This is a genomic window from Rhizobium sp. BK591 (genome assembly GCF_014195045.1).
In the GTDB taxonomy this organism is placed as follows: Bacteria; Pseudomonadota; Alphaproteobacteria; order Rhizobiales; family Rhizobiaceae; genus Rhizobium; species Rhizobium anhuiense.
In genome coordinates this window covers 587,615-614,438 of the sequence record NZ_JACIAZ010000001.1, presented here as the reverse complement: position 1 = coordinate 614,438, position 26,824 = coordinate 587,615, and the positions used below count along the sequence as shown (strand labels likewise).

24 protein-coding genes are annotated in these 26,824 nt (G+C 61.4%); 10 read left to right on the top strand and 14 right to left on the bottom strand.

The window, feature by feature from the left end; translation table 11 throughout:
• Positions 1-79 precede the first annotated feature (79 nt).
• The 4 genes from FHX10_RS02870 to FHX10_RS02855 all read right to left on the bottom strand — a co-directional run bounded on the left by FHX10_RS02870 (position 80) and on the right by FHX10_RS02855 (position 5,746).
• Positions 80-1,630: a SpoVR family protein gene (locus tag FHX10_RS02870; RefSeq protein ID WP_047610884.1), complete on the bottom strand. Its 1,551-nt coding sequence runs from the start codon at positions 1,628-1,630 to the stop codon at positions 80-82.
• Complete coding sequence (locus FHX10_RS02865; protein WP_047610886.1) at positions 1,627-2,901, bottom strand: YeaH/YhbH family protein; 1,275 nt, start codon at positions 2,899-2,901, stop codon at positions 1,627-1,629. The genes FHX10_RS02870 and FHX10_RS02865 overlap by 4 nt, the downstream gene beginning before the upstream one ends.
• 12 nt (positions 2,902-2,913) lie before the next feature.
• Entirely contained in the window at positions 2,914-4,857 is a 1,944-nt protein-coding gene (locus FHX10_RS02860) for a PrkA family serine protein kinase (protein WP_047610888.1), read from the bottom strand.
• A gap of 412 nt (positions 4,858-5,269) precedes the next feature.
• Complete coding sequence (locus FHX10_RS02855) at positions 5,270-5,746, bottom strand: VOC family protein (protein WP_063474607.1); 477 nt, start codon at positions 5,744-5,746, stop codon at positions 5,270-5,272.
• Positions 5,747-6,006: 260 nt separating this feature from the next.
• Between FHX10_RS02855 and FHX10_RS02850 the strand changes: the two genes are divergently transcribed.
• Positions 6,007-8,499, top strand: a complete 2,493-nt coding sequence (locus FHX10_RS02850; RefSeq protein ID WP_047610891.1) for an ATP-dependent helicase — start codon at positions 6,007-6,009, stop codon at positions 8,497-8,499.
• Positions 8,500-8,515: 16 nt separating this feature from the next.
• Here FHX10_RS02850 and FHX10_RS02845 read toward each other — a convergent pair whose 3' ends face one another.
• Positions 8,516-8,863 (bottom strand): membrane protein, encoded by a 348-nt coding sequence (locus tag FHX10_RS02845; RefSeq protein ID WP_047611758.1) that lies wholly within the window; start codon positions 8,861-8,863, stop codon positions 8,516-8,518.
• 397 nt (positions 8,864-9,260) lie between these two features.
• Between FHX10_RS02845 and FHX10_RS02840 the strand changes: the two genes are divergently transcribed.
• The 3 genes from FHX10_RS02840 to FHX10_RS02830 all read left to right on the top strand — a co-directional run bounded on the left by FHX10_RS02840 (position 9,261) and on the right by FHX10_RS02830 (position 11,483).
• A complete protein-coding gene (locus FHX10_RS02840; protein WP_063474606.1) occupies positions 9,261-9,764 on the top strand; it encodes an EF-hand domain-containing protein in 504 nt (167 codons plus the stop codon).
• A 331-nt stretch (positions 9,765-10,095) separates the two neighbouring features.
• Positions 10,096-10,722: a bifunctional nicotinamidase/pyrazinamidase gene (gene pncA / locus FHX10_RS02835; protein WP_063474605.1), complete on the top strand. Its 627-nt coding sequence runs from the start codon at positions 10,096-10,098 to the stop codon at positions 10,720-10,722.
• Between the two features lie 95 nt (positions 10,723-10,817).
• A complete protein-coding gene (locus FHX10_RS02830) occupies positions 10,818-11,483 on the top strand; it encodes a dihydrofolate reductase family protein (RefSeq protein ID WP_063474604.1) in 666 nt (221 codons plus the stop codon).
• Between the two features lie 92 nt (positions 11,484-11,575).
• Here the strand turns inward: FHX10_RS02830 and FHX10_RS02825 are convergent, their stop codons facing one another.
• A complete protein-coding gene (locus tag FHX10_RS02825; RefSeq protein ID WP_047610898.1) occupies positions 11,576-11,839 on the bottom strand; it encodes a DUF2164 domain-containing protein in 264 nt (87 codons plus the stop codon).
• A gap of 133 nt (positions 11,840-11,972) precedes the next feature.
• Between FHX10_RS02825 and FHX10_RS02820 the strand changes: the two genes are divergently transcribed.
• Positions 11,973-12,704 carry an AzlC family ABC transporter permease gene (locus tag FHX10_RS02820; protein ID WP_063474603.1) on the top strand — a complete coding sequence of 244 codons (732 nt, stop codon included), beginning with the start codon at positions 11,973-11,975 and terminating at the stop codon, positions 12,702-12,704.
• Positions 12,705-12,707: 3 nt separating this feature from the next.
• Complete coding sequence (locus FHX10_RS02815) at positions 12,708-13,016, top strand: AzlD family protein (RefSeq protein WP_047610903.1); 309 nt, start codon at positions 12,708-12,710, stop codon at positions 13,014-13,016.
• Positions 13,017-13,047: 31 nt separating this feature from the next.
• Here FHX10_RS02815 and FHX10_RS02810 read toward each other — a convergent pair whose 3' ends face one another.
• Positions 13,048-14,883 carry an aminopeptidase P family protein gene (locus FHX10_RS02810; protein ID WP_063474602.1) on the bottom strand — a complete coding sequence of 612 codons (1,836 nt, stop codon included), beginning with the start codon at positions 14,881-14,883 and terminating at the stop codon, positions 13,048-13,050.
• Positions 14,884-15,161: 278 nt separating this feature from the next.
• Here FHX10_RS02810 and FHX10_RS02805 point away from each other — a divergent pair, with 278 nt between their 5' ends.
• Positions 15,162-15,335, top strand: coding sequence for a hypothetical protein (locus FHX10_RS02805; protein ID WP_012758267.1), 174 nt, complete (start codon positions 15,162-15,164; stop codon positions 15,333-15,335).
• A gap of 310 nt (positions 15,336-15,645) precedes the next feature.
• On the opposite strand, the gene FHX10_RS02800 is transcribed toward FHX10_RS02805, so the two are convergent.
• Together FHX10_RS02800 and FHX10_RS02795 are read right to left on the bottom strand one after the other, a co-directional pair.
• Positions 15,646-16,524, bottom strand: a complete 879-nt coding sequence (locus FHX10_RS02800) for a 50S ribosomal protein L11 methyltransferase (RefSeq protein WP_047610908.1) — start codon at positions 16,522-16,524, stop codon at positions 15,646-15,648.
• Positions 16,525-16,592: 68 nt separating this feature from the next.
• Positions 16,593-17,195: an SCO family protein gene (locus FHX10_RS02795; protein WP_047610910.1), complete on the bottom strand. Its 603-nt coding sequence runs from the start codon at positions 17,193-17,195 to the stop codon at positions 16,593-16,595.
• Positions 17,196-17,587: 392 nt separating this feature from the next.
• Here FHX10_RS02795 and FHX10_RS02790 point away from each other — a divergent pair, with 392 nt between their 5' ends.
• Positions 17,588-19,552, top strand: coding sequence for a methyl-accepting chemotaxis protein (locus FHX10_RS02790; RefSeq protein ID WP_063474601.1), 1,965 nt, complete (start codon positions 17,588-17,590; stop codon positions 19,550-19,552).
• Positions 19,553-19,554: 2 nt separating this feature from the next.
• Positions 19,555-20,022 (top strand): chemotaxis protein CheW, encoded by a 468-nt coding sequence (locus FHX10_RS02785; RefSeq protein WP_017965084.1) that lies wholly within the window; start codon positions 19,555-19,557, stop codon positions 20,020-20,022.
• A gap of 230 nt (positions 20,023-20,252) precedes the next feature.
• Here the strand turns inward: FHX10_RS02785 and FHX10_RS02780 are convergent, their stop codons facing one another.
• The gene (locus FHX10_RS02780; protein WP_063474600.1) at positions 20,253-20,744 is read right to left on the bottom strand and encodes a CreA family protein; all 492 of its coding nucleotides are present in this window, start codon (positions 20,742-20,744) and stop codon (positions 20,253-20,255) included.
• Between the two features lie 76 nt (positions 20,745-20,820).
• Positions 20,821-21,411: a 3'-5' exonuclease gene (locus FHX10_RS02775; RefSeq protein ID WP_047610917.1), complete on the bottom strand. Its 591-nt coding sequence runs from the start codon at positions 21,409-21,411 to the stop codon at positions 20,821-20,823.
• A 281-nt stretch (positions 21,412-21,692) separates the two neighbouring features.
• Here FHX10_RS02775 and FHX10_RS02770 point away from each other — a divergent pair, with 281 nt between their 5' ends.
• Complete coding sequence (locus FHX10_RS02770) at positions 21,693-22,229, top strand: GNAT family N-acetyltransferase (protein WP_063474599.1); 537 nt, start codon at positions 21,693-21,695, stop codon at positions 22,227-22,229.
• Between the two features lie 34 nt (positions 22,230-22,263).
• Here the strand turns inward: FHX10_RS02770 and ligA are convergent, their stop codons facing one another.
• From ligA to recN, 3 genes are all read right to left on the bottom strand, one after another.
• The gene (gene ligA, locus FHX10_RS02765) at positions 22,264-24,420 is read right to left on the bottom strand and encodes an NAD-dependent DNA ligase LigA (protein ID WP_063474598.1); all 2,157 of its coding nucleotides are present in this window, start codon (positions 24,418-24,420) and stop codon (positions 22,264-22,266) included.
• A 102-nt stretch (positions 24,421-24,522) separates the two neighbouring features.
• A complete protein-coding gene (locus tag FHX10_RS02760) occupies positions 24,523-25,059 on the bottom strand; it encodes a DUF6886 family protein (RefSeq protein ID WP_063474597.1) in 537 nt (178 codons plus the stop codon).
• Between the two features lie 91 nt (positions 25,060-25,150).
• A complete protein-coding gene (gene recN, locus FHX10_RS02755) occupies positions 25,151-26,824 on the bottom strand; it encodes a DNA repair protein RecN (protein ID WP_063474596.1) in 1,674 nt (557 codons plus the stop codon).

Sequence of the window (26,824 nt, the reverse complement as noted above, 5' to 3'; positions counted from 1 at the left end):
CAACGGCGATAAACTACTAAGGCTTTGTGTTTGTTGCCACCGATAATTGTTGATTATCGCCCGTCAGCATAACGGCTGATTATTGAACGATTTTGCGCGGGCTCGCCGTGTGTTCTCTCGCCACCGTGCTGGAGCTGTCGATTTCCTGAAGCAAGACGTCGTAGCCCCAGAGATCGGCGAGATGCTGCAGGACGAGTTTCGTGTCATTTTCCTGAAGGTAGCAGCCATTCACGACGATGTGCTGCAGCAACAGGCGGCGGTCGCCGGCGAGGTCGACATCGACGATATCGATTGCCGGGTCGGTCCAGCCGATATCGTATTCGCGGGAGAGCTGGCGGCGGATGCGCAAATATCCGCGCTCATTGTGGATCGCCGAAACCAGTATCCCCTCGGTCTGTTCCGGATCGTCGTAGAGATGGAACAACCGCAACTGCCGGATCAGGTTCGGGCTCAGGAACTGGCTGATGAAGCTCTCGTCCCGGTAGTTGGCCCAGATGTCGCGCAACACCGCCATCGCATCGCCTCGTCCGGCGATATCGGGAAACCATGCGCGGTCCTCTTCCGTCGGCGCCGTGACGATCCTCTCGATATCCTGCATCATCGCAAAACCAAGCGCATAGGGGTTGAATCCCGAGAACCGCCGGTCGTCATAACTCGGCTGGAACACCACATTGGCGTGCGACTTCAGGAATTCCAGGAAGTTTCCGTCGCTGATCTGCCCTCGCTCGTGAAGCCGGTTCATGATCTGGTAGTGGACGAAGGTGGCGGTTCCCTCGTTCATCACCTTGGTCTGGCGCTGCGGATGAAAATATTGCGCGACGTGGCGGACGATGCGAAGGATCTCGCGCTGCCACGGCTGCAGCCGCGGCGCCGTTTTCTCGAGAAAGTAAAGGATGTTGTCCTGCGGAAGACCGAGGGCGGCGCGGCGCTTATCCAGGCCGCTGTCGCTCGCCTTTTTGGCCTTGCCGACGGGAACCGTGCGCCACAGGTCGTTGAACATCTGTTCCTCGTGGGCGCGGCGCTCCTGCTGCCGCTTCTCCTCCTGGCGAAGATCGATGGTGGTCTTGCCCGCGTATCGATGCACCCCGTGCGACATCAGCGCATGGGCTGCATCGAGCGTGCGCTCGACGGCCGTCTCGCCGTAACGCTCCTCGCAGCGCGTGATATAACCCTTGGCGAAATCAAGGTAATCGAGGATGCCCTCCGCATCGGTCCAGAGCTTGAAGAGATAATTGTTCTTGAAGAAATGGTTGTGGCCGAAGGCCGCATGCGCGGTGACGAGCGTCTGCATCGTCGCCGTGTTCTCTTCCATCAGGTAGGAGATGCAGGGAGAGCTGTTGATGACGATCTCATAAGCAAGATCGCGCATCCCCCGGCGATAGAAAGTTTCGTGATGCGCGAAGTGTTTGCCGAAGGACCAATGGCGGTAAAAGAGCGGCATGCCGGTTGAGGAATAGGCATCCAGCATCTGCTCGGAGGTGATGACTTCGATTTGGTTCGGATAGACGTCGAGGCCGAGTTCGTTAAGCGCGATGTCCTCGCAGGCGTCGTGGATGCGCTGGAGTGTTGAAAAGTCCCAGTCGGCCCCCTCGAACAATAGCCGCTCTCGTGGCCTCATCGTCATGGTCATGGCGTTACCTTCGACTGTGCGTCACGTTTCTGGAAGAGATCGTGGAAAACCGGGAATATTTCGTTTCGCCGGCAGACCTTGCGCATCGAAAGCGGCTGCAGCTCGGAACGGATCCCGTCATAGAGCATCCAAAGCGGTGAGCGGGATACGGAGGAGTCGCCGCCCTCTTCGCCAACCTCGATATAGGCGAAATACTGGCACAGCGGCAAAATCTCGCGCAGCAGCTGCCCGCTCAGGTTCCCGTCCGAATGGGCATTGTCGCCATCCGAGGCCTGGGCGCCATAGATATTCCATTCTGCCGGATCGAAACGCGCCGCGATGATCGCCCGCATTGCCGCCAGCGCGCTGGAGACCAGCGTGCCGCCCGTTGCCGGGCCATAAAAGAAGGTTTCCTCGTCGACTTCCTCGGCCTTGTCGGTATGGCGGATGAAGACGATCTCCACTTTCTTGTAACGCTTCGACAGGAAGAGGTAGAGCAGCAGATAGAAACGCTTCGCCAGGTCCTTCATGTGTTCCGACATCGAGCCGGAGACGTCCATCAGGCAGAACATCACGGCCTTCGCCACAGGCTTCGGCTCGTTTTCGAAGCGGCGATACCGCACGTCGAGCGGATCGATATAGGGAATGCGCCGGCTTTTTTCCGTCAGGGATTTGAGTTTTGCCTCAAGCGTCAGGCGGCTCTCGTCGTCCTCGCATTCCTCGATCTGCCGCTGCAGGGCTTCGATTTCTTCGCGGCGCGGACGGCCAAGCGCGACACGGCGCATCATCGCGAGCCTGGTCGTGCGGCCGACGGCGATGTTGGACGGCGATCCCGACACGGAATAGCCGGCACGGAAGGGCGTTTCCTCCTCGGTTTCGGCCAGGCGCCGCTTGGCAAGGTCGGGCAGTTCCAGATCGTCCAGGAACACATCGAGGAATTCCTCGCGCGTGAGCACGAAACGGAAGCCGTCCTCGCCGTCGCCTTCGCCCGCATCCTTGGGTTTTCCGCCCCTGCTCCCCGGCGGGCGCGGGAGAATGTCGCCTTCGACGAAGGCCCTGTTTCCAGGCAGGATATGATCGCGGATGCCGCCGTCGCCCCTTCGCAAGTTCGGTTCGGCCATCCCATCGATCGGCAGGCTGATTTCCCCGCCGTCGAGCACATCGCGAATGTTGCGGTTTTGCAGAGAACGTTTTACCGCCTGCTGCACGGCGCCCTTCATGCGTCGAAGGAACCGCTGCCGATTTTCCAGACTTTTACCGCGCGGATTCAGCCGCCGGTCGACAATGTGCATAATGGCTCCGCATTAACTTGCCTGTTTGACGCGCATGTACCATTCCACAAGGCGTCGAACCTGCCTCTCGGTGTAACCTCGCGCGGCCATGCGCGAGACGAATTCGCTGTGCTTCTTTTCCGTTTCGGAATCCTTCTTCGATCCGAAGGAAATGACCGGCAAAAGATCTTCGACCTGCGAGAACATTCGCTTTTCGATGACTTCCCGGATTTTCTCGTAGCTCGTCCATGACGGATTCTTTCCGCCGTTGGCTGCCCGCGATCTCAAGCAGAACTTGACGATTTCGTTGCGGAAATCCTTCGGATTGGCGATTCCCGCCGGCTTTTCGATCTTCGTCAGTTCCTGGTTGAGGAGCTCGCGGTCGAGAAGCTGGCCAGTATCGGGATCCTTGAAGTCCACATCTTCGATCCAGGCATCGGCATAGTCCACGTAGCGGTCGAACAGGTTCTGTCCGTAGTCCGCATAGGATTCAAGATAGGCCTTCTGGATTTCATTTCCAATGAACTCTGCGTAACGCGGCGCAAGATCGGCCTTGATGAATTCCAGATAGCGCTTCTCGACATCGTCGGAAAACTGCTCGCGGCGGATCGACTGCTCCAGCACATACATCAGATGAACCGGATCGGCGCCGATATCCGTGGTGTCGTGATTGAAGGTGGAGGCGAGCACCTTGAAGGCGAAGCGGGTCGATATGCCGTCCATGCCCTCGTCGATGCCGGCGGCATCCCGATATTCCTGGACACTGCGGGCGCGCGGATCCGTCTCCTTCAGGCTTTCGCCGTCATAGGTGCGCATCTTCGAAAAATACGTCGAATTCTCATGCTTGCGCAGGCGTGAAAGCACGGAGAAACGGGCCAGCATTTCGAGCGTCGCCGGGGCGCATGGCGCATCGGCGAGTTCGGATCCCTCGATCAGCTTCTCGTAGATCTTCTGCTCTTCCGTCACGCGCAGACAATAGGGCACCTTGATGACGCAAATACGGTCGATGAACGCTTCGTTGTTCTTGTTGGCCTTGAAGGTCTGCCATTCCGCCTCGTTCGAATGCGCAAGAACGATGCCGGAGAAGGGTATGGCGCCGATATTCTCGGAGCCGATATAGTTCCCCTCCTGCGTCGCCGTCAGCAGCGGATGCAGCATCTTGATCGGCGCCTTGAACATCTCGACGAATTCGAGCACGCCCTGATTGGCGCGGTTGAGGCCGCCCGAATAGCTGTAGGCGTCGGGATCGTTCTGGGAATAGGTCTCCAGCTTGCGGATATCGACCTTGCCGACCAGCGACGAGATATCCTGATTGTTCTCGTCCCCAGGCTCGGTCTTGGCGATGGCGATCTGGCGCAGCCGCGAAGGCTGAACTCTGACGACGCGGAAGCGGGAGATATCGCCGCCGAAATCGTCGAGTCGCTTCAGGCACCACGGGCTCATCAGTCCGTTCAGGCGACGCAGGGGAATGCCGTATTGCTCCTGCAGGAGCGATCCCATCGTGTCGGGGTCGAAGAGGTTGAGCGGACTTTCGAAAACGGGGCTGATCTCGTCACCGGCCTTCAGCACGTAGATCGGATGAACCTCCATCAGCAGCTTTAGCCGCTCCGCCAGCGATGACTTGCCGCCGCCGACCGGGCCGAGCAGATAGAGGATCTGCTTGCGCTCTTCGAGCCCCTGGGCTGCGTGCCGGAAGAAGGAAACGATGCGTTCGATTGTCTCTTCCATGCCGTGGAAGCCGGCAAAGGCTGGATAGATCCGGATGGTCCGGTTCATGAAGATCCGGCCGAGGCGCGCGTCCCTGGCGGTATCGACCATCTGCGGCTCGCCTATCGCGGCGAGCAGCCGCTCGGTCGCATTGGCATAGGCAAGCGGTTCTTTTTTACAAAGGTCGAGATACTCCGCGATCGACATATCAGTCTCGCGGCGCGCATCATAACTGCGGGTGAACGCATCAAATACGGATTCGCTCAGCATGGGCCCTCCATTCAAGGTTACTGCCACAGGCTCTAGGTCGTCATACCAAAGGAGATGGCCACGACATTCCTAAGAATCAATAGTTTCGCAGGTATATTCCACGCTCACCGGCTGTTTCTGGCAATGCACAAAAACGTGCATGCACCGGTTATTTTTTTACTCTACGAAACTGTTTCTTATTGTAGTTGAGAAAAGGGCTTTTGCGGTATCAGCACATTTCGCGACGTGACAGAAAGATGAAAAGGGTGTGCAATGTCGCCCGTGATTCGAGCCCTGGAAAAATCGACGCTTGGCAGCCAATCTGCGCAAAGTCGATGCTGGACAGCGCATACCCATCCGCACCTGACATGATAAAGACGGGCGCATCACAGCCATCCGCCCGTTTTTCGTAACGATATGCCACCGGCGCGACTCAGCCGTTGAACGCCTTTTCCAGCGTGGCGATATCGATCTTGATCATGCCGAGCATCACCTCGGTCACGCGCCTCGCCCGCTCGCGGTCGCTATCGGCGACCATCTCGGAAAGCATGCGCGGCACGATCTGCCAGGAAAGGCCCCAGCGATCCTTCAGCCAGCCGCAGGCCTCCGGCGTGCCGCCATTGGCGAGGAATGCCTCCCATATCCGATCGATCTCGGCCTGGCTTTCCAGGAGAATCGCGATCGAGAAGGAATGGTTGAAGCTATCGAGCGGCCCGGCTTTCATCGCCAGGAAGGCCTGGTCGCCGAGCGTGAACTCGATCAGCTCGACGCTGCCGGGAGGCCCGCTCGGCGTTTCCGCCGGCAATATAGTGATGCGGCCGATCCGGGAGTCGGGGATAACGGACGTGTAGAATTCGACGGCTTCGCGCGCTTGCTCGGCGAACCAGAGATTTGAAACGACCTTCGGCATGAAACGGCCTCCTTGTTGACGAGTATTGATCCGGACCCCGTCCGATGATCGAAGCCCGATGCTTCAAGGACGTCGCGCCGGCATCGCTTCCGACAGGCTGCGATCTGAATTTTTTCGCCCGGTTCGCCGGCGTGGCGATCGCAGCCGCGCTCGCGGCGCCCTTACTGCCCAGAGCATCCCGCTTGGGATAGCGGCCACTTGGGAATGAAAGCAGAACATCTTTTCTGGTCTTTCCTTCCCGAATCACTACATTACGCGCCATGAGCAATAGTTTCGACGATATTCCCTTCTTTGATGAAGAGCCGGGCGAGATGGCGCGCAAGCCGCAGCCGCCTCAGGCTTCGTTGGGAAAGGCGCCTGCAACAGGGAGCATTGCAGCTGGAGGCCTCGCCGCGCGCGCCATGGCGGCCCGCGACGGCGGCAAGCGGCCGGATTATCTTGCCGGGCTGAATCCTGAGCAGACAGATGCCGTCGAAACGCTGGAGGGCCCGGTCCTCGTGCTCGCCGGCGCCGGCACCGGCAAGACACGGGTGCTCACCACCCGCATTGCCCATATTCTCAACACCGGCCGCGCCTTCCCCTCGCAGATCCTCGCCGTCACCTTCACCAACAAGGCCGCCCGCGAGATGAAGGAGCGCATTGCGCTGCTCGTCGGCGGCGCCGTCGAAGGCATGCCCTGGCTCGGCACCTTCCACTCGATCGGCGTCAAGCTGCTGCGCCGCCACGGCGAGCTCGTCGGCCTGCGCTCCGATTTCACCATTCTCGATACCGACGACGTCGTCCGCCTGATCAAGCAGCTGATCCAGGCCGAAGGCCTCGACGACAAGCGCTGGCCGGCCAAGCAGTTCGCCGGCATGATCGACACCTGGAAGAATAAAGGCCTCGGGCCTGCCGATATTCCCGAGGGCGACGCCCGCGCCTTTGCCAATGGCCGCGGCCGCGATCTCTATTTTGCCTATCAGAACCGCCTGACGACGCTGAACGCCTGCGACTTCGGCGACCTGCTGATGCATCCGATCGCGATCTTCCGCAAGAATCCCGATCTCCTGAAGGAATATCACGGCCGCTTCCGCTATATCCTGGTCGACGAGTACCAGGACACCAACACCGCCCAGTATATGTGGCTGAGGCTCCTCGCCCAGCGCGCCAAGGGCGAGCCGCAGAATGTCTGCTGCGTCGGCGACGACGACCAGTCGATCTACGGCTGGCGCGGCGCGGAGGTCGACAATATCCTGCGCTTCGAGAAGGATTTCCCCGGCGCCAAGGTGATCAAGCTCGAGCGCAATTACCGCTCGACCGAACATATTCTCGGCGCCGCGGCCCATCTGATCGCCCATAATGAAGGCCGGCTCGGCAAGACGCTGTTCACCGATCGCTCCGATCCGGACGACATCAAGGTTCAGGTCCACGCCTCCTGGGATTCGGAAGAGGAAGCCCGCGCCATCGGCGAGGAGATCGAACAGCTCCAGCGCAGCAAGCATCTGCTGAACGACATGGCGATCCTCGTGCGCGCCTCCTTCCAGATGCGCGAATTCGAAGACCGCTTCGTCACCCTCGGCCTCAATTACCGCGTCATCGGCGGCCCGCGCTTCTACGAGCGCCTGGAAATCCGCGATGCCATGGCCTATTTCCGCCTGGTCGCTCAAGCCTCCGATGACCTCGCCTTCGAACGCATCATCAATACGCCAAAGCGTGGCCTCGGTGATACGACGGTGCGTGCGCTGCACGACTACGCGCGCGCTCGCGACATCCCGATGCTTGCGGCAGCGGCCGACATCATCGAGACCGACGAGCTGAAACCGAAGGCGCGAAAGGCCCTCTTCGACGTGATTCAATCTTTCCGCCGATGGCAGGAACTGCTTGAAAACACACCGCATACCGAACTTGCCGAGCAGATCCTCGAAGAGTCCGGCTATACCGACATGTGGAAGAACGACAAAAGCGCCGAAGCGCCCGGCCGCCTTGAGAACCTTAAGGAACTGATCCGCTCGATGGAGAGCTTCGAGTCGATGCGCGGCTTCCTTGAACACGTCTCCCTCGTCATGGATGCCGAGACCAACGAGAACCTCGACGCCGTCTCGATCATGACGCTGCACTCGGCCAAGGGCCTGGAATTCGACACCGTCTTCCTGCCCGGCTGGGAGGAAGGCCTCTTCCCGCACCAGCGCTCGCTGGATGAGAGCGGCCGCGCCGGCCTGGAGGAGGAACGCCGCCTCGCCTATGTCGGCATAACCCGCGCCAAGCACCGCTGCCATATCTGGTTCGTCTCCAACCGCCGCATCCACGGTCTCTGGCAGTCGACCCTGCCCTCGCGTTTCCTCGACGAACTGCCGGAAACCCATGTCGAGGTCGCCGAAATGGAGCAGAGCTATGGCGGTTACGGCCGCGGCGGCTACGGCCAGTCCCGCTTCGACAAGGCCGAGCCCTTCGCCAACTCCTATTCCACCCCAGGCTGGAAACGCGCCCAGGCCAACAAGACCGACGCCACCCGCGACAATTGGGGCACCCGCTCCGGCCACGCCGTCGAACGCATCGGCTATGGCGAAAGCGGCCCGAAGGGGCGCACGATCGACGGCGAGCTGGTGGCGAAATCGACCTCGTCGGAACCGTCGCGATTCACCCTCGGCGATCGCGTGTTCCATCTGAAATTCGGCAACGGCAACATCACCGGCATCGAAGGTAACAAGCTGACGATCGAGTTCGACCGGGCCGGACAGAAGCGGGTGCTGGACGGGTTCGTCGAACGCGTCTGACCTTGCGTCAGCACCTTCAGCCGAGCATCCGCATGCTTCCAAGCCCGAGAATATCGTTCATCAGGGCAATTCCCATCCCGGTGGCGACGATCGACAATCCGATCAGGAAAAGCCGGCGAGCCCGGTCATATTTGACAGCCACCAGCGAGTCCCGCGCCAGAAGATCGGCAAACACCTTCACCTGAATGGCGATGCCGACCGTCAGGAACGACATCGGCAGCAGATCGATGCGACTCCAGTCATTCGGATTGGATACCCAGAGACTGATGAAATTGAGGGAGAAACCGAGGATGATCCCGGTCGCCGTCAGCGATCCGTTGCGGAAGGTCGCATCGATCTTTTCGTCGGGGTCCGCTTCGGACATGGCTTCGGTTCCTGCTTCTGAGGCAAGAAAGGCAGAAATCGCAGTCCTGAGCAAGATCGATCTGGCATCGCGCTCCGGGAAGCTGGACGAAATGCCGCAGTGGGCGGAGACCCGGCGCACCGCCCATTGCCCCTTCAACAAGCCGCGATGGCGCCATCGCGTGCGCTCGCAGAGATGGACTTTCGCTCGCCCGAACCCGTCGATCGCTAAAAACGCCAATCATTTCAATGAAACAGCTTTGGTAACCGAAAGGTTAACGTGCGTTGCCCCACGCCGTCAATCGCACCTTCTTCCCTGTCAAAACGTCGCTTTGACGCTTTGCGCAAATCAGCTTAGCCCGGAGACTGCCCGTCCATGAAAGGCGGGCTTCACGACGAACTTTTCAAAGGAGGTTCAAGTGACCAGTGTTTCATCTCTCGGCAGCACATTGACACAGTATCAGTCTCCGCTTTCAAGCCTGGACAAGAACGGTGACGGCGTCATTTCGGCGGACGAGCTCGCCGCCGCATCGCAGTCCTCGACATCAAGCACGGTCGCGACCGACGGCGATAGCGACGACAGCAGTACCGACATCGTCAAGAAGATCACCGCCGACATCCTGTCGCTGATGCTGTCCATGCAGAAAACCGACGACAGCGACGATCAGGGCGACGGTAGCGATCAAAGCGACGACACTTCCAAAGGTGTCTTCGCCGCGATGGATACGAATGGCGACGGCAAGTTGACCGAGTCGGAATTCCTCGCCGCCGATCCGAGCAAAATCAGTACATCCGGCGATAGCGATCCGCTGCTCACCAAGGTGCTGAGCGACATGCAGACGGCGCTTCAGGCCTACCGCAATACCTACGGCGCTTCCGCCGCGGCAGGTGATTCCGCAGCCGACACCGCGGTTGCGATCTAGCCGGCCGAGATCCGGGCTCTGCCGGGGGAGCCTCGATCCACCGATGCCGCGCAAAAGCGTCTTAGCGGTCAAAGCGATTTGCCGGCAATCGCCGCCGTCTTTGGCCGCGTCTGCGATCCGGAGATTATCCACGAACCTTCCCTCCATTCCATTTCAACACGAGAGCCGCCGCCAACTATCGCGATGATTGCATTAGAGCTCTCTACTTTGACGACTTACTACCGCTAGTACCAGAATTAACACTTGCGCCGCCGCGCCTGGAAATCCACTAGTTGATGCATTGAGTGTGCTTGGCGTCTTACACTGCAATAAAGCGAAGGGATTGGGCTTGATGAAAGCGCTGCTGCTCATCGACATTCAGAACGGCTTCTGCCCGGGCGGCAATCTGCCGGTACCTGATGGCGACAAGGTGATTCCCGTCGCAAACAGGCTGATCGATAGCGGCAAATACGATCTGATCGTCGCCTCGCAGGACTGGCATCCGCCGGGCCACGGCAGCTTCGCCTCCGCCCATCCGGGCGCGGCCCCCTTCGAGATGGGTGAACTCTCGGGCAAGCCGCAGATGATGTGGCCCGACCACTGCATTCAGGGTACGCTCGATGCGGAACTGCATCCTGCGCTCAGATCGGAAGAGATCGATCTGATCCAGCAGAAGGGCGAGCATCCCTATATCGACAGCTATTCGGCCTTCCGCGACAATGACCGCGATGCCTCGACCGGCCTTTCCGATTTCCTCGAGGACCAGGGCATCACCGACCTCGACGTCTGCGGGCTCGCGACCGACTATTGCGTCAAATTCTCCGCGCTCGACGCGCTGGAGATGATGCCGGGTGTCCGCGTGCGCTTCATCGAGGATGCAAGCCGCGGCATCACGCCCGAAGGTGTCGCCGCCGCCATCGAGGAGATGCGGGCGCATGGCATCGCGATCATCGACAGCGCCAAGGTCTTGTCAGATTAAGTCAGATCGCGCCTAAAAAACCACGCGTCGAATGTCGGATCGGTGCAAGCCGATCCGTCCTTGGCTCTGAACACACCAACAATGGGAGTTGAGAGATGAGAAAGCTTGTTGCTGCAGCCTTCGTCAGCCTGGATGGCGTCATGCAGGCGCCGGGCGCGCCACAGGAGGATCCGACCGGCGGCTTCACGCTTGGCGGTTGGACCGTCAATTATTGGGACGAGCCGATGAGCCAGTTCATGGGCGGGATCTTTACCGACCCCTTCGAACTGCTGCTCGGCCGCAGGACTTACGAGATTTTTGCCGCGCATTGGCCCTTCGTCGAGAAGGACGATCCGATCGGCCAGGTCTTCAACGCCGTGACCAAATATGTCGCGACCAGCTCCACGGAACCGCTCGACTGGGAGAATTCTATCGCCTTGCGTGGCGACGTCGCTGCCGAAATCGCCCGGCTGAAGCAGGAGGACGGTCCCGCCCTCCTGACGCAGGGCAGCAGCGGCCTGCTGCAGACCCTGTTGGCGCACGACCTGATCGACGAATTCCGGCTTCAGACCTTCCCGCTCGTGCTTGGCCCGGGCAAACGCCTCTTCGGTCAAGGCGCCAAGCCGGAGGCGCTGAAGCTGACCGCCAATAGCGTATCGACGACGGGCGTCATCATGAGCGTCTATGAGCGTGCGGGCGCAATCAAGACAGGCACGTTCGAGCTGGCGCAGCCCTCGGAGGCCGAAATCGCTCGCCGGGAGCGGATGAAGCGCGAGGGCTGATCCTCTGCGATCTTGCGGGCCGCGGCGCCGCCGCGTCCCGTTATGGCGACAGCGCCGTGCTCCTTCTCAGATGCGTAGGGAACGCTGTAGAACTATGCGGTAGTGCCCTTGTTCTTCTCCTCGCGCTCCAACAGATAGATGTCTTCCGCCAGGTCCTCCATCTTCCTCAGAAGGGCGGCATGCGCATCGCGAAGACCCTGATTGTAATAATGGGCGCCGATCTCGTCCGCGAAGAAATCGAGCAGGAACTCCGCCGGCAGCACGCCGATCGGCTGGTCGAGCTCCGCCTCGAAATAGCGGCGGATGCTTGAAACGATCGCCGCCTTCGCCTCCTTGGAAAATTCGATCTTCTTCATGGTTTCCTCTTGGCCGAATGCACTCGGAAGTTTGATGGTTCAGCGAAATCGATTGGTCAATCAAGGAAATTCAATTGCCGTTGCAAGCCATAGACCATAAGGGGAAACCTGAATTCCAACCGGACAAGATCACATGAATCGCGCCGACTTTGTTGAAGGTTTGCGGGGCGGCTTTGCCGTTGCGCTGGCATCGGCGCCCTTTGGCGCCCTGTTCGGAGCGCTGGCCGTCGAAAACGGCATGTCGCTTTCCGAAGCCGCCTTCATGAGCGCCACCGTCTATGCCGGCGCCAGCCAGATGGTCGGCATCGAACTCTTCGGCCACAATGTCCATGCCTGGCTGATCGTGCTGTCGATCCTCGCCGTCAATTTCCGCCACGTGCTCTATTCGGCGGCGATGGCGCGCTATATCGGCCAGTTCACGCCGGTCCAGAAATTTTTCACCTTCTTCCTGCTCGTCGATCCGCAATTTGCCGCAGCGGTGAAACGCGGCGAGTCGGGTCTGCCGGTCAGCTTCGCCTGGTATTTCGGTTTCGGCATCATCATCTACGTTCCCTGGGTGCTGATCAGCGTCCTGGGCGGCATGCTCGGCGGCTTCATCGGCGATCCCAAGGCGATCGGCCTCGATATCCTGCTGCCGGCCTATTTCCTCGGCATCGTCCTTGGTTTCCGCAAGCGCGACAATTTTCTGCCCGTGGCGCTCGTCAGCGCCGTCGCATCAGTCCTCGCCTATCGCTATGTCGGCTCGCCCTGGCATGTCAGCCTCGGCGCCGCCGTCGGCATCGTGCTTGCCGCCCTGCTGCCGCTGCCGCCGCAAGCGCCGGATCTCGAAGCCGACGCCCTGCAATCCGAAGTGCACGAGGTTTGAGCCATGGAATTCGATCTTCACATGGCGCTCGTCATCTTCGCCGCCGCGGTCGCCACTTTCGCCACCCGCATCGGCGGCTACATCCTCATCACCCGAATGAAGAGCATTCCGCCGCGCATGGAGGCGGCGCTGAATGCCGTGCCGGCCGCCGTGCTGACGACGCTGGTCGCCCCCGCCTTCTTCATCGGCGGCTGGGAGTCGAAACTGGCGCTGATCGTCGCCCTCTTCGTCGGCCTGCGCGTTTCGCATACATGGATGCTGGTCGCCGCCTGGATCGTCGTGATGACCTGGCGCCACACGATCGGCGCCTGAGGGCTGCAGCGCCGGCGCGTCGACGCCGTTCTCAATATTCCAGCGGCAGCGTCGCGTTTTCGAGCCATGCCCTGACATCGTGATCGTGGATCAGCGGCATCAGCGCCTCGCGTGTGCGGCGGTGGTAGTCGTTGAACCAATGCAGCTGGTCATGGGTCAGAAGCTCTGGAATGACGAGGCTGCGGTCGATCGGGCAGAAGGTCAGCGTCTCGAAACCGAGCATCGCCGTATCGCCGCCCTCGATCTCTTCGGCGCCGCGCACATAGATCAGGTTCTCGATGCGAATGCCGAAGCTGCCGGGCCGGTAATAGCCCGGCTCGTTCGAAAGGATCATGCCGGGCAGCAGTTCCTGTGTCGAAAGCCTGGAGATGCGCTGCGGGCCCTCATGCACCGAGAGGTAGGAACCGACGCCATGGCCCGTGCCGTGGGCGAAATCGGCGCCTGCCCGCCACAGCGCGATGCGCGCCAGCGGATCGAGGTCGCAGCCGCGCGTGCCTTTCGGGAAACGCGCCGTGCTGATCTCGATCATGCCCTTCAACACCAGCGTGAAGAAGCGCCGATGCTCTTCGGTTACCCTGCCGATGCCGACCGTGCGGGTGATGTCGGTCGTGCCGTTGATATATTGCGCGCCGGAATCGATCAGGAAGAGTTCGCCGGCCTCGATCATCCGGTTGGTCTCGGTCGTCACGCGGTAATGCATGATCGCCGCATGTTCGCCCGCACCCGAAATCGTGTCGAAGGAAATGTCCTTCAGCGGGTTCTGCATGCTCTGGCCGACACGGGCGCGCGCCGCTTCGAGACGCTCGGCCGCGACAATCTCGCTCACCGTGCCGGGTTTTTCCTGCGACAGCCAGTAGAGGAATTCCACCATCGCCGCCCCGTCCTGCAGATGCGCGGCGGCCGAGCCGTTGATCTCGACGTCGTTCTTCACCGCGCGCGGCAGCTTGGCGGGATCGGCGCCCTCCACCACTTCGCCGCTCGCCCGGCGGATGATTTCCGCCAGCGCATAGGAAGCGATATCGGGGTCGATCAGCACGCGGCCGCCATTCCGGGAAACGGCAGCGAGTCTCTCCTCCAGCGCCGAGGGCGGCAGCTGCGTGCAGATCTGCCCGAGATAGGCCTCCGGCTCGATGCCCGTCTTGCGTTTGTCGAGGAAGAGCTCGGCTCGGCCGTCGGCATGAATGATGGCGCGCGCCAGCGGATGCGGCGTGTGCGGCACGTCGGCGCCGCGGATATTGAAGATCCAGGCGACCGAAGAGGGATCGGCGATCAGCACCGCAGCGAGGTTCTTCTTCGAAAGATCGGCCGCAACTGTCGCGATCTTCTCTCTGGCCAGCACGCCGGCCTGCGCGACGTTCTGGATGCTGACCGCGCCGAGCGGCTCGGCCGGCCGGTCGCTCCAAAGCCTGTCGAGCGGATTGTGCGGCAGGAAGACCAGCGTGCCGCCGATCTGCGAAAGCGCCTTTTCCAGACGACGCACCTCGGCACCCGCATGCAGCCAGGGATCGATGCCGAGCCGCAGGCCCTTGGCGCCGTTTGCGGCCAGCCAGACATGCGGCGGCTCATTGACAAGATCGCCGCCCGAAAAGACCGAACCGTCGACCTGTTCGGCAAGCTGTGTCACATAGCGCCCGTCAACGAAAACGATCGCCTGCGTGCGCAGGATCAGCGCAATACCCGCCGACCCGGTAAAGCCCGTCAACCATGCGAGACGCTCCGAACCTGCGGGAACGTATTCACCGTTGAACTCGTCGGCGCGCGGTACGAGGAAGGCGTCGATGCCGAGCGAATCGAAACCGGCGCGCAACGCCGATACACGATCCCTGCCGAATTGCGGCGTGGAAGTGACCTCGAAAGACTGGAACATGCTGGAAATCCGAATGGTTGAGACGAATCCGGTTAATGGGATAGCTGCCATGTTAGCGGAATTTCAACCGATGGGGAGAAAAAGCGACGAAACGAGTCGAAACCCTTGGGGCCGCTCAACATTTTGGCAGAACTGTGACACGAAATCGTAATTTGGCACGCTTTATGCATTGGCCGCATGGCTCCCATGAGCAAAACCCTCTGCCTCCGCATTTCAGAATAGCTATATAGACGCCATCGAACGGTTCGCGATGAACCCGAAACAAAGGAATTCTTGAAATGACCGCCTCTCTCTCGCGCTTCGCATATAGCAGCCCGGTGCAGGCTGGCGAACGCCAGACCGTGCGTCACGTGATCGGCGCCCGCCGCCCGCAGAACGAGGACAGCCTCAAGCTGCTCGGAGCCGGCCAGCGCGCTACGCGCCACAAGGGCGCCCTCAGCTACGCGTTCTAAGCCTGAAAGCCCGTCCGTCTCCTCCCTCCCGGACCGGCCTATTGGAATGCAGTAGAGCCCGCTTGAGCGCTCCTCCCCTTGAGCTCGCGGGCATTGGCCGGATAGACCGGTCCAAGGCGGTGCCATCGGCACCGCCTTTTTTCTTGTCTTAGGAAGAGTGCGAGTCGTGGCGTCGTGGGGATGGAGCGCAAGCCCCTCCTCGCTCATTCCTGTGACAGGCACAGCATTGGGGCGGGGAAGGAACCTGGTGCCCCAAGCAAGCGTGACGTAGGCTAAGGCCCTAACCCCACTCAGAAACAACCCAGCAAAATTACGGTCGATCGAAGTGGATCGTCACCCAGCCATTGCGCCATATGGTCCGCACATGGCGAAGCCGTGCGCCGCTATAGGCGGCAATCACCTTCCAGCGCTGCGCGGCTAGAATGCCCGAAAGAATCACCGATCCACCCGGCGCAAGATGCGTCGCGAGCTTCGGCGCCATGCGGATCAGCGGGCGGGCGAGAATGTTGGCGATGATCAGATCGAAGGGACCGTGTTCGGAAAAGGCCGTTGAATGAAAGCCCGGCGCGGTCCTGGTGACGATGCCCGACGCGATGCCGTTGCGGCGCACGTTCTCGGCCGCCACCCGTGTCGCGACCGGATCGATATCCGTCGCCAGCACCGGAATATTCTTGAGCTTGCGCACCGCAATCGCCAGCACGCCGCTTCCGGTGCCGAGATCGAGGGCATTGCGGACCGGGCGTGAGCGCACCACGGCATCGATCACTTCGAGGCAGCCGGCAGTCGTGCCGTGATGGCCGGTGCCGAAGGCCTGGCCGGCATCGATCTCGATGGCGATATCGCCGGGGCGGACCTTGTCGCGATCATGCGAACCATGCACCAGGAAGCGCCCTGCCCTGACGGGCTTCAGCCCCTCCAGCGATTTCACCACCCAGTCGACCTCGGGGATGACTTCCCGCTCCAACCGGGCATCGGGGAAAGAGGTCTTCAGTGCATCCTCGACGCGGGAACGCACTTCGGCCTCGTCCTCGGCCATCATATAGATCGAGGCTTCCCAGATATCCTTCTTCTCATCGATCTCGGTGGTGCCGATGGCAAAGTCTTCTTCGCCGAAGACCGTGCTCAGAAGGTCGAGAATCTCTTCGGCCTTGCTTTCGGTCGTCGTCACGTAAAGGCGGATTTCACTCACGATAGGCGGTCTTTCCCGTTTCCGTTGCCCGCCGCCGGTCGGGCCAACGCCCCATCACGCTGAAACCATCACCCCTTGCTGACGAGATTCTCCAGCTTCTTTACCGCCGTGTCCGGGTTTTCGCCATAGGCGATCGTTCCTGAAAACCGCCCGGCCGAATCGAGCAGGAAGACCGAGGCGGTGTGATCCATCGTATAGTCGCCATTCGGATCCTTCTCGTCGACCGGCACCTTCTTGGCGTAGACGCGGAATCCCTTGATGACCTCGGCGACCTTGTCAGGCGCACCTGATATGCCGGTGATCCGCTTGGAAACATTGGAAACGTACTGGTTCATGATCTCGGGCGTGTCGCGCTCCGGATCGACGGTGACGAAATACGCCTGGAGCTTGTCGCCCTTCGGATCGACCTTCTCCATCCAGCCGTTCAGCTCGAAAAGCGTCGTCGGGCAGACTTCCGGGCAATGGGTGAAGCCGAAAAACAGCGCCGTCGGCTTGCCGCGCAACGCCTGCTCGGTGATCGGCTGGCCCGTCTGGGAGACCAGGGTAAAGGGCACGCCGAAGGGAGCCTCCGCCACTACATTCCCCGATCTGCTGAGATAGTACGAGAACCCGCCGAGAAACCCGGCCAGTATCAGGACACCGACCCAGACGGCGATGCGGAAAGTCTTCATTGGATGATCCTCGATCCAGGCGGATATCTGCCGCCCACCCCTTGTGCCCCGCGTGATTATAGCCCCGACCGGACGCGCGCAATTCAACAATATGTTTTCTGACCCGTGATTGATTGTCTCACTGATAGAGGCCATCCACAGCGGAAAATCTGCCCGTCGAAATTGCCATGGATCGAAAAACATCGTGTTTTGAATAATTTGCTTTTGAAGCGAACAGACAGTCTCAAGGCACATATCGTTAGGAAAGACTTAAGCCGTCATATCTATATTTAGCAATGCGTGCGGCTCCATCGAGCCGTTCTGACATGAAGTCTGCCGAGTGGCAAAAACCCCGGACGTCCGCATGAGGGTAGGAGAACATAAACCCGAGCGGTTTGTGGAGGGGTCTTTTCATGACGAATTCAGCAGTGCGCAAGAGCCTGTCAGTCAGCCAGCGGCTCTGGACGCTCGGTGGCGCGGCCTTCCTCGGTTTCGGAACGATGCTTGGCGTCGGCTGGTACGAGAACATGCGGGTCGATGCCAGCCTGCGTAGCGCCAGCGAGATCCAGACGAGCGTCAACCATATCGACGACATGCGCCTTGCGAACCTGACGATGGTGCTGGCCGCCATGGATATCATCGTCGACAAGGACGACAAGGCGGTGGAGCCGGAGCGCATCAAGCTGATCGGCGATTCGCTCACCGCCCTTTCCGGCGGCTCGAAGGAAATGCGCCGGCTTGCCGAAGAAATGCATGACGATGGTCTGTTGAAAAGCTATGACGCCGACGTCGCCGCAATGGGCAAGGCGATCCAGGTCGATCTCGTCGCTCTGGTTCAACAGGGTGCGCCCGATGCCGAGTTCGACAAGATCGACGACACGATTGACGGCGCCGGCGAGGAGCTGACCAAAACGCTCGACAAGCTCGCCGCTGACGGCACCGTCTTTGCCCAGCAGCATGTCGATCTTGCCAATGCCGTATCGCGGGAAGCCCTTGTTCTCCAGATCGGCCTCGGCATCTTCGCCATCCTCAGCATGGGTATTCTGCAATATGTCCATGGCGGCTCGATCCGCCGCGGCATCGGCGCCGTGCGCGAAAGCATGCAGCGCATCATGAACGGCGATTTCGCCAGCGACGTTGCCGAAAAGAGCCGCGGCGACGAGATCGGCGAAATGGCCCGCGCCGCCGACAGTTTCCGTCTCGCCGCCATCGAGAAGCGTAACCTCGAGACGCAGAACCAGACCGACAGGCAGCGCAGCGATGCCGAGCACCGTGAGCGCGAAGCCGCAAAGCTCGCCGACGCCGAAGCTCTGAACGCCGCCGTCACCGCCCTCGGCCACGGCCTTACCCGCCTGTCGGAAGGCGACGTGACCGTTACGATCGACCAGCCTTTCCGCGAGGAACTGGAGCGCCTGCGCCGCGACTTCAACCAGACGACGGCAACGCTGCGCAAGGCGATGAGCGACATCGCCGTCAACAGCAGCTCGATCGAGGCGAACAGCCGCCAGATGCGCGCTGCCGCCGACGACCTCGCCAAGCGTACCGAGCAGCAGGCCGCGTCGCTCGAAGAGACGTCAGCCGCCCTCGACCAGATCACCGCCACCGTCCGCAACGCGACCAACCGCGCCGAGGAAGTCGGCCATATGGTCACCCATACCCGTGAGAACACGGCGAAGTCGGATATCGTCGTCGGCGACGCAATGGCGGCGATGCAGCGAATCGAAGGCGCGTCCCGCGAGATCGGCAAGATCATCAACGTCATCGACGAGATCGCCTTCCAGACGAACCTTCTGGCGCTCAACGCCGGCGTCGAGGCAGCACGCGCCGGCGAAGCCGGCAAGGGTTTCGCCGTCGTTGCCCAGGAAGTACGCGAACTCGCCGGCCGCGCCGCCGGCGCTGCCAAGGATATCAAGACCTTGATCGGAAAATCCGGCGACGAAGTGAAGATCGGCGGCGAACTGGTGACGGCCGCCGGCGAAGCGCTTCGCCAGATCGGCGAAGATGTTCTGCGCATCGACGAACATGTTAAATCAATCGTAACCTCTGCGCGCGAACAATCAGTGGGACTGAATGAAATCAATACGTCCATCAGCCAGATGGATCAGGTCACGCAGAAGAACGCGGCCATGGTGGAAGAGACGAACGCTGCAAGCCATACGCTCGCCATCGACGCGGAAAACCTGACGCAACTGGTCAAGCAGTTCAAGACCGGCGAGGGCATGAGCGCCCGGCAAACGCCGCGAGAGGCAAATGCCGCCTCGCATTCGAGACCATCTCCCGCGCGCAACCTGATCGGCAAAGTCGCGGGCGCATTCAACGGCGGTTCTGCCGCCAAAGTCATCGCCTCTCCCGCCGGGGACAACTGGGAAGAATTCTGACCATGAACAACAACGCCATCAAGCAATCGGGCGCCTATCTCGAAATCGTTTCGTTCCACCTGGGCGACCAGGAGTTCTGCATCGACATCATGGCCATCCGCGAAATCCGCGGTTGGGCGCCGGTGACGCCGATGCCGCACACCCCGCCCTACGTGCTGGGTCTCATCAACCTGCGCGGCGCGGTGATCCCCGTCATCGACATGGCCTGCCGCCTCGGCATGAAGATGACCGAGCCCTCCGAGCGCTCGGCGATCATCGTCACCGACATCGCCGGCAAACTGGTCGGCCTGTTGGTCGAGCAGGTTTCCGACATGATGACCATCAAGAGCGAAGACCTGCAGCCGCCGCCGGAAATCATCCCGGAAGCCCAGCGCGCCTTCTGCCGCGGCATCGTCGCGCTCGAAAAGACCATGGTCTGCTTCCTGAACCTCGACACGGTCATTGCCGACGAGCTGACGCAGGCGGCTTGATATTTCTCCGTTTGCGTATTGGAAGGCCCGGCTCGTCCGGGCCTTTTCCGTTTGGTGTGGAGCATAAGCCAGCATCGGATCAGCTTTAGGGAGGGACTAAGCTCAGGCCCCGCCTCGCTCCTCCCGAAACGTCAAAGATCTGGAAAGCGGGTGCGACAAGTTAAGCCCCTCCCCCTTGTGGGGCGGGCTTTTCAATAACGAACGCGAAAAATCCAGGAACCTTCCCGCCCCTACGGCTTCCCGTTCTTCCACACAACATTCTGCCCATAGAGCGGAATGGTCGAGATCGACATCTTCGCCGAACCGTCCGTCAGTTCGCGCGAATGGGCGAGATAGATCAGCGTGTCGTTGGTCTTGTCGTAGATGCGGTTGACGACCAGCGTTTTCCAGATCAGGGACATGCCCTGGCGGAACACCTCGGTGCCGTCCTTGGACAGGTCGATATTGCCGATCTCGATCGGCCCCGTCTGCCGGCAGGCGATGGAATTGTTGGACGGGTCTTCGAACCAGTTGCCGTTCTTGAACCGGTCGATCAGGCTGCGGTCGAAATAGGTGACGTGGCAGGTAACGCCCTTGACCTCAGGGTCGGAGACCGCCTCGACAATGATGTCGTTGCCGATCCAGTCGACCCCGACCTTGCCGACCACCTCGGCCGAGACGACCCCGGCGGAAAGAACGGAGAAAGAGAAGGCGGCGAGGAGAAGATTGCGCAGCTTGGACATGGCGGCTCCCTGAATGATCCGGATTCTAGATAAGCATGCACTCATGCTTTGCAAGAAATCGCCGTTGCGAGAACGCTCAGCCTTTCCGGCAGGTGCAGGGCTCGTAGGCCCGCGCCGTCAGCCGGCCGGGCCTCATGCCGATCAGCGCCGGTATGGCGTGAACGGCGTTCGCCTTGACCGCCTTCGCCATTTCGATCGCCGCCGCCGCGCAGACCGCTGCATCCTCGGCGGCGTTATGATGCACGAAACGCAGGCCGAGATGCTCGGCGATCAGGTTCAGCCGGTGCGAGAGGAAGTGCGGCCAGATCCGCTGCGCCATCTTCAGGCTGCAGAGATAGGTAAGCTCCGGATAGGATTGCCGGTAGAGATCGAGACACGCCCGCCAGACGCTGAAATCGAAGGCGGCATTGTGCGCGATCATCGTGGCACCGCGAAAATCCTCGTGGAACTCGTCCATCACCTCGGGAAATTCGGGCGCATCCTCGACATGCTCCGGCCGGATGCCGTGAATTGCGATGTTCATTCCGGAAAAACGCATGTCTCGCGGCCGGATCAGTCGCTCTTCGACGCGCGTCACCCTGCCATCCTCGATCCAGGCAAGGCCGACCGAACAGGCGCTGCCGCGCTGTTCGTTCGCCGTCTCGAAGTCAATCGCGATGGTTTTCAATGCAGCAACCCGAATCGTTTCTCCAGGCACAGGAATACCGCCCCGCTTCCCACCGCGCAAATTCGGCACGACGCATGGTTGACTTTTTAACCCGCATATCGAAACCTACCTGCCATGATCGGCTTCGTGACCATGGCAACGCTTATTCATCACACCACGACCCTGGAAGGGTACGCGGGAGCGATGGCGCGTTAGCAGCGATCCGATCATCCCGAAACCCTGCCGAGGCGAGCAGGGTTTTCGGAAACCGGCTCTCCTCGTAAAACCGATGGAGAGCATGAATGTCCGAAAACGAAGAGAATGAACCGCGCGGCCGGGCGCCCCTGCCGGACGGCGTCCTGGTGCGTGCCGTCCGCCTTTCCGATGCCGAGGAGATCACCGATCTCATAAATCTGCCGGGCTACCGGGCAGGTACCTTGCGGCCGCCATACCAGGCAGTCGAGGAGGTTCGCAAGCACATGGAAAATCCCTCCCCGGGCGCGCTCAACCTTGTCGTCACCCTGAATGGCAAGATCGTCGGCAGTGGCGGCCTCAACCGTCTTTCCGGCCGCAGGCAACACGTCGCCAGCATCGGCATGGGCGTGCATGACGACTTCACCGGCCGCGGCTTCGGACGGATCCTGCTCGGGGCATTTGTCGACGCTGCCGATGACTGGCTCGATATCAGACGGCTGGAACTGACCGTCTATACCGACAACGATGTCGCCATCGGTCTCTACCGCAAATTCGGCTTCGAACAGGAAGGCCTGCTAAGGGCTTTCGGATATCGCGCCGGTCAATATGTCGACGCCTATACGATGGCACGGCTCAGGCTATGAGCGAGCGGGAGGCTGGCGGCCTGCCCTCAGCCCTTCACCCGCTGATCAACGCCAGCCATTCATCCTCGTCCATCGTCTGCACGCCGAGCTCGCGCGCCTTGTCGAGCTTGGAGCCGGCGCCGGGGCCGGCAACGACGATGTCGGTCTTCTTGGAGACCGATCCCGCCACCTTGGCGCCGAGGCTTTCCGCCCTCGCCTTCGCCTCGTCGCGGGTGAATTTTTCCAGCGACCCGGTGAAGACGACGGTCTTGCCGGCGACCGGGCTGCCCGCCGTCACCGGCTGTTCGGCCTCCTCGGGCGTCACCTCCTCGATAAGCCGGGTGATCACCTCGACATTGCGCGGCTCCTTGTAGAATTCGACGATAGCCCGCGCCACGACCTCGCCGATGCCCTCGATGGCATTGAGATCGTTCCAGGCGTCGCCGGCTAGCGTCTCGGCCTCCCGCATCCCCGTCTCGAAGGCCGCATAGGTGCCATAGGAGCGCGACAGCAGCTTCGCCGTGGTCTCGCCGACATGACGGATGCCGAGCGCGTAGATGAAGCGGTGGAGCGCAATGCTGCGCCGTTCGTTGATCGCCGCATAGAGCTTGCCGACGCTGACCTTGCCGAAGCCGTCGATATTTTCGAGCTTGGTCAGCGATTGCTGCTGGCGCTTCTCCAGCGTGAAGATGTCGGGCGCGGTGCGGATCTGCAGCGACGGATCTTCATTTTCGAAGAAGAAGTCGATCTGCTTCGAACCGAGCCCTTCGATATCGAAAGCGTTGCGCGAAACGAAGTGCTTCAGATGCTCCGTCGCCTGCGCTCGGCAGATGAAGCCGCCGGTGCAGCGGCGCACCGAATCCATCTTGCCGGTCTTCTCGTTGACCTCGCGCACCGCATGCGAACCGCAGACCGGGCATGTCTTCGGGAATTCGTAGGGCCGGGCGTCGGCCGCGCGTTTTTCCATCACGACATCGAGGATCTGCGGAATGACGTCGCCGGCGCGCTGGACGATGACGGTATCGCCTTCGCGGATATCGTGTTCCTCCGGCCGGATGCGCTCGCCGCTATTGCCGATGCCCTTGATGTAATCCTCGTTGTGCAGCGTCGCATTGGTGACGACGACGCCGCCGACCGTGATCGGCTTCAGCCGCGCCACCGGCGTCAGCGCCCCGGTGCGGCCGACCTGGATCTCGATCTTCTCGACCTCGGTGAAGGCCTGTTCGGCCGGAAACTTATGCGCCGTCGCCCAGCGCGGCGAACGCGAGCGGAAGCCGAGGCGCTGCTGCAGTTCGAGACTGTCAACCTTATAAACAACGCCGTCGATGTCGTAGTCGAGATCCGGGCGCTCGAGGCCGATCTCGTCATAATGCGCCAGGATGTCGGCGACCGAATTCAACCGCTTCATCAGCGGGTTGACCGGAAAACCCCAGTCTCTGAAGGTCTGCACCATGGCGAACTGTGTATCGGCGGGCATCTCCGACATCTCGCCCCAGGCATAGGCGAAGAATTTGAGCTTGCGGCTCGCCGTCACTTTGGCGTCGAGCTGGCGCAGCGACCCGGCCGCGGTGTTGCGCGGATTGACGTAGGTCTGTTTGCCCTCCGCCTCCATCTGCCGGTTCAGCGCCAGGAAATCGCTTTTGGCCATATAGACTTCACCGCGGATCTCGACGACGGCGGGCACGCCCTTCGGCAGCTCGTTGGGGATCTCGGAGATGGTCCGGATGTTGGCGGTGACGTTCTCCCCCGTCGTCCCGTCTCCGCGCGTCGCAGCCGTCACCAGCCTGCCGTTCTCGTAACGGATCGACATCGAGAGACCGTCGATCTTCGGCTCGGCGGTAAAGGCGATCGACTGGTCCGGCAGACGGCCGAGGAAGCGATAGACGCCGGCGACGAAATCCTGCACGTCCTCCTGCGAGAAGGTGTTGTCGAGCGACAGCATCGGCCGCGCATGGACGACAGGCGAAAACGTCACGGAGGGCGCTGCACCAACATGCCGCGATGGGCTGTCTTCGCGGATCAACTCGGGAAAGCGTGCTTCCAGCGCATCATTGCGGCGCTTCAGCGCGTCGTAATCGGCATCCGAAATCTCCGGCTGGTCCTTGCCGTGATAGAGCGCATCGTGATGCGCGATCTCCTTTGCCAGCCGTTCGAGCTCGGCGGCAGCCTCTTCGATCGTCAACGTGTCGACGGCGGAACCTTCGATGGACATGGAATAACACTCCAGGGAATCTGGCCAGAAATCTGGATTGTTTTTAGAGCAAAAATTCCGGATGAAAAGGGAGGCCGCGCATGCCGCGCTGCGAAGATCGATCTACCCATCCTGTTCCCAATCCCGCGCATTGCGCAGCCGGATGCCGCTGACATGCAAGCCCGTGTCCCAAAGGCTCTTCAACGGCGCAAGACTATCGACCACCCTGAGCTCCACGCCGCGCGGGGCAAACTCCCGGTCGAGCCGCGAGACGGCGGTGCGCTCGATGGGAACAACGCGTCTGCGGGCCACCCACATGCCGGCATCATCCAGATCCTCGAAATCCCCAGCCGGCAGCTCGTAGCGATGGATCGTCTCCGCCGAGAGCCTTTCCAACCAGTGACGCTCGACATAGGCCGCGGCCCTGCAATCCCCGAGCCAGTGCCGTCGCTCGGCCTCCGGCGTCTCGGGTGTGGCCCAGATCAGTATCCGCGGGCAGTCGCGCGGAAAGAGATACATGAAGTCATGGTCGCCATCGATTGCCCAAACGAGCGGACCGTTCAGCCATTCCCGGCCCGCCGGGCGAATCGAGGGTACGCGAACCGGGTGCGGTTCGAACACCGCAATGTCGGGATCGTCGCTGAAATGGAAAAGGCGCATGGCAACAGATCGGCGCGGATCGGAATGTTACGGATAGCGCAAAGCGAGATGTTCGTCACCGCCGTCGGCCTTACCGACAGCCGAGTTGCGATCAGCCGTTGCCGGCCAGCAGCCGCTTCGCCGCGGCCCTCGCCTCTTCGGTCACCGATGCCCCGGCCAGCATGCGGGCGATCTCCTCGGTTCGGTCCTTCTGCGCCATCGTCGCGACGCGCGTAGCGATCTTTTCGGATCCCTCGGCCGCCGGTCCCTTGGAGATCAACAGATGCGTCGCCGCCCTTGCTGCGACCTGCGGCGCATGCGTGACCGACAGCACCTGCACCCGCTCCGACAGCCGCTTCAGCCGCTGGCCGATCGCATCGGCCACCGCACCGCCGACGCCGGTGTCGATTTCGTCGAAGACCAGCGTCGGAGCAGATCCGCGATCGGCCAGCGCCACCTTCAACGCCAGCAGGAAACGTGAGAGTTCGCCGCCGGAGGCAACCTTCATGATCGAGCCCGGCCGCGTGCCGGGATTGGTCTGGACATGGAACTCGACCACATCGATGCCTTCAGCCAGGGCCTCGTGCGCATCCGTGGTGATCTCGACCATGAAACGGGCGCGTTCGAGCTTCAGCGCCGGCAGCTCGGCCATGACAGCCGCAGCCAAGGCAATACCGGCATGATGGCGCTTGTCGGAGAGCGAGCGCGCCGCCGTATCGTAGTTTTCACGGGCCAGGCCGACCTCGGCTTCGAGCCGCGCCAGCCGCTCCTCACCCGCGTCGAGATCGGCAAGGTCGGCGATCATGCGGACGGCAAGCGCAGGCAACTCGGTAACGGGCACGGAATATTTGCGCGAGGCGGCCCTGAGCGCAAAAAGCCGCTCCTCTACGCGCTCCAGTTCCCTCGGATCATATTCGGTCTTGCGCAGCGCCGCCTCGACTTCCATCTGCGCGTTGGAAAGCTGGTCGAGCGCGGCATCGAGCAGCGCCACCGTGTCTTCGAGCAGTCCCGGCGCCTCATGGCTCTTGCGCTCCAGCCGGCGCACCAGCGAGGCGATGTGAGGCACCGGCGAGGCATTGCCGTTCAGGAACTCGGAGGCCTCGGCGATATCGCCGGCGATTCGTTCGGCCTTCATCATTTTCTGCCGGCGGTCGGCGAGTTCTTCCTCCTCGCCATCCTGCGGCGAGAGCTTCTCGAGTTCCTCGACGGAAGAGCGCAGATAGTCGGCTTCGCGCGCCGCACTTTCCACCTTCTCGCGGTGCTTCTTCAGTGTCCGCTCGCTGTCGCGCCACAGGCGATAGAGCCGGGAAACCTCCGAAACCTCGTCGGTGAGGCCGGCGAAGGCATCTAGCAGAGTGCGGTGGGCATTGGTGTCGACCAAAGCGCGGTCGTCGTGCTGGCCATGGATTTCGACCAGCATTTGACCGGCCTGGCGCATCAGCTGCACGCTGACCGGTTGGTCGTTGACATAGGCCTTGGTGCGCCCGTCCGCCGATTGCTGGCGACGGAAGATCAGATCGCCCTCGTCATCGATGCCGTTTTCGCGCAGGAGTGTGCGGGCGCCGTGATCCATGCCGACGTCGAACACCGCCGTCACCTGGCCCTTGTCCTCGCCATGGCGCACCAAGTCGCCGTCGCCGCGCCCGCCGAGCGCCAGCGACAAGCTGTCGAGCAAGATGGATTTGCCCGCCCCGGTCTCCCCCGTCAGCACGGAGAGGCCGGTCTCGAAGGCAAGATCCAGCCGCTCGATCAGGACGATATCGCGGATCGAAAGCTGGATCAGCAT